Annotated in this window: 4 protein-coding genes; all 4 read right to left on the minus strand. The window is 43.6% G+C overall.

Features of this window, described 5'->3' with window-relative positions:
* Nucleotides 1-171 (minus strand): response regulator (locus tag AC1DUA_RS30060; RefSeq protein WP_477503237.1); only part of this gene is annotated, 171 nt, incomplete at its 3' end.
* A 108-nt stretch (nt 172-279) separates the two neighbouring features.
* On the minus strand, nt 280-1599 hold the full coding sequence (locus AC1DUA_RS30065; protein WP_477503234.1) for an ABC transporter substrate-binding protein: 1320 nt from the start codon (nt 1597-1599) through the stop codon (nt 280-282).
* 123 nt (nt 1600-1722) lie between these two features.
* The gene (locus AC1DUA_RS30070; RefSeq protein ID WP_477503235.1) at nt 1723-2571 is read right to left on the minus strand and encodes a carbohydrate ABC transporter permease; all 849 of its coding nucleotides are present in this window, start codon (nt 2569-2571) and stop codon (nt 1723-1725) included.
* On the minus strand, nt 2568-3374 hold an 807-nt coding region (locus AC1DUA_RS30075; protein ID WP_477503236.1), incomplete at its 5' end, for a carbohydrate ABC transporter permease. The genes AC1DUA_RS30070 and AC1DUA_RS30075, both read right to left, overlap by 4 nt.

Genomic DNA, 3374 nt, shown 5'->3' on the forward strand with positions numbered 1-3374 from the left:
ATAGATGTCCGTAATGACGATATCGGGCTTTTTCTCCCGAATAAGCTCTAATCCACGCTCACCATTCAGACCTTCTCCAACCAACTCGGCTCCGATTTCTTCCCAAGGAATTACTTGTTTCATTCCCTTGAGCACCTGGCGATCATCGTCAATGATTGCTACCTTCCACATCTCGTTGCCTCCTATACAAACGGGTGTCATATCAAAGCACCCCTTAATTATAACATCAGAATAACCTAATCAGGGTCTCTATGTTAACTAAGGGGTGCTAGCAACTACTTATTTTTCATATTCAGCAGACTTTTTCTTCAATTCGTCAAACCCTTGCTCAATTTTCATTTTTCCGAACATAATTGATTCTGTTACCGTTTTATAATCTTTCGCGTCAAAATTGTTCCAACCTTTTGCACCTGGATTAAACTGTTGTGCTCCTTGTGTTGCCATGTTGATCATATCAATCGTCAGTTTATCGGCCGTACTGAATTTTGGTTGTAATTGTGCAAGAATTTTACTTGAAACAGGCACACCACGTGTCGTTCCAGAAATTTCTCCTGCTTCTGGATTGTTGATAAACCAGTCGATGAACTTTTTGGCTTCTTCTTTATTTTGAGAATCTTGGCTGACGCTGAAGAAGAAGGTAGCCTTCAACCAACTTCCACCCTGCTTGTCTTTCGGCATCGCATAGACACCAATGCTGCCAGGTTTCAAGCTGTCCCATGAAGAGGCTTGTGCCGCATGTGCAGCCTTGAAGATAATTTTGCCTGTGAGCATCAAGTCTTGCTTCGGATCTAAATCAACGTCACTGACGGATACATCTGCTGGTGGAATAACACCCGCATTGCGGAAGTCCTCAGCCATCTTCATCCATTCCAGCCAAGTGTCCTTGTCGAAGTTAAACTTTCCATCCGGTGTGACGGGGTAGCCTTTTCCTTTACTTAACTGATAGGACGTATACATCTCCCGATTTCTAGCAAAATCCCCAATGACATAATGATCCTTGTCCAGCTTGGACTTAATCTCTTTGGCTAGCGTGAAAAATGCATCCCACGTGATGCCTTCGGCCGGAAGCTTAATCCCCAGTTTATCTAATGAGCCTTTGTCATAGATGAGGCCCCAAGCATTTCCGCCAAGCGGAACAGCAGTTTGCTTGTCCTTGTATTTCCCAGCTTCAACTAGTTTAGGATCTACGTCCTTTTCATTGACACTACTAATATCCGCCAACTGGCCTCTGGCGTTCCAATCCGCTAGCCAGGCTGCGTCCATCTGGATAATATCCGGAGCATTCTTCGCTGCAGCTTGAGTGGTTAGTTTATCGATATAGCCGTCAAAGCCTGAGTACTCCGGTTCGAAAGTAACATTCGGATTATTCTTTGTATACAATTCCAGCATTTTTAAAGTGGCATCATGACGAGGTTGAGAGCCCCACCACATAATGCGTAGTTTAACGGGTTTATTACTTGTAGTAGCATTTGTTGTACTGCTAGGGCTCTTGCTCTCAGCTGCTTTAGGCGTTGAATCTGCCGCACCGCATCCTACTAACGATAATCCGATTGCTGTTGTTAACATGGCAATTGTCAGTTTTCTTCTCATAGTAGCCATTTGTCATAACCCCTTTATTATTTAGTAGTTAGAATTTTCAATCTTTACTAACTATAGCTCTATCAAGTAATCATGCCTATGATAGTACCCAACGATTTGTTTCAAAATACTCCTGAGATTCGCTCACCCTTTGATCCCTGTTGTGGCGATTCCTTCTACGAAATACTTCTGTGCGAATGTAAATATGAGTACCGATGGAATAATGGATACGAGCCCCATCGCCAAGAGTTGTCCCCACTGCTGAGCGGACTGCGAATCATTAAGCATTCGTAAGGCAAGTCCTACGGTGTACTTGTCAACCGAGTTGATATACAGCAGATGGCCAAAGAAGTCATCCCAATTCCATAAAAAACAATAAATGACGACCGTCAGGAGTGCGGGTTTCGTAAGTGGCATGACGATGCGCCAGTAGATGCCGAACCAGCTGCAGCCATCCATCTTAGCCGATTCATCTAGCTCTCTCGGAATACCGCGAATGAACTGAACCAGCAAGAATACGAAGAAGGTTCCTCCTGCTCCTCCAGCCAAGGAGTGAGGCACAATGAATGGTAAATAAGTATTGACCCAACCCAGATGATGAAACAGCGAATACTGTGGAATGATCGTAACTTGGCCCGGCAGCATGAGGGTTAGCATTAAAATAGCAAACCAGAAATTTCGCAGCCGAAACTGTAATCTAGCGAACCCAAAAGCAACCAAGCTGCAAGAGATGACCGTCGTAAACAGAAGTCCAATGATCAGTTCAAAGTTATTGATGTAAAAATCAGTAAACGAATGGCCAGGAATGGCATTCCAACCTTTCGAGAAATTACTCCATAGGGGATGTTCTGGGAATAACCCGGGCATGCTCAGCTCTTGATTGGATTTTAACGAAGCTCCGATCCACCATAGAACTGGATAAATCATAGCTAGACTTAAGCAGGTTAGAATGACATGAGTGACTAAATTTCTACGAAGTAATACGTTGCTCATCTCTTGTCCTCCTTTTCAGATTCATAGAACACCCAATACTTGGATGATAGAAAAATGACCGAAGTCGAAAGGGCAATAATGAGTAACATAATCCAGGCTAGGCTGGAGGCATATCCCATTTGCAGTTGACTGAAAGCGCGTTCGTATAAGTATAAAGCGTAAACGTACGTAGAATTCATAGGTCCACCTTGCGTGATTATCATCGCCGGCGTGAACATTTGGAAGGCACCAATGATCCCCATAATAATATTGAAATAGATCGTTGGGGAAAGCATCGGCAGTGTGATGTTAAAAAATTGTCTTACCTTACCCGCTCCATCCGCAGAGGAAGCTTCATAGAGGTCTTGCGGAATTTGTTTCAATCCTGCCAGGAAGATAACCATGGCCGAACCGAATTGCCACACGACGAGCAGAACCAATGTACTCAAAGCTGTGTCAGGGTTGTTGATCCAACCTATGCCTTGAATACCGAATAGAGCAAGGAGTTCGTTGATATACCCGTCTCTGCCAAATATATTTTTCCATAAAAGAGAAACGGCAATGCTCCCTCCGATTAGTGAAGGAAAGTAGATCATGGTCCGGTAGGCCGATATCCCTCTGATACTTTTGGCAAGCAGCATGGCTATGAATAACGCTGCGATTAGTCTTAAAGGAACGGAACCAAGCACATAGAGGAAAGTTACTTTGACTGACTGATAGAATCTAGTATCTACTGTGAATATTTTCTGGTAATTCCTAACTCCAACCCAATTCGCTTCTTCAAGCAACGAAAAATCGGTAAACGAATAATACAGGGATTGAAT

This window comes from Paenibacillus sp. 01T422 (genome assembly GCF_056398785.1).

Coding starts and splice junctions, on each gene's coding strand:
- AC1DUA_RS30065 (WP_477503234.1), bottom strand. CDS start 1,599: ATGGCTACTATGAGAAGAAAACTGACAATTGCCATGTTAACAACAGCA.
- AC1DUA_RS30070 (WP_477503235.1), bottom strand. CDS start 2,571: ATGAGCAACGTATTACTTCGTAGAAATTTAGTCACTCATGTCATTCTA.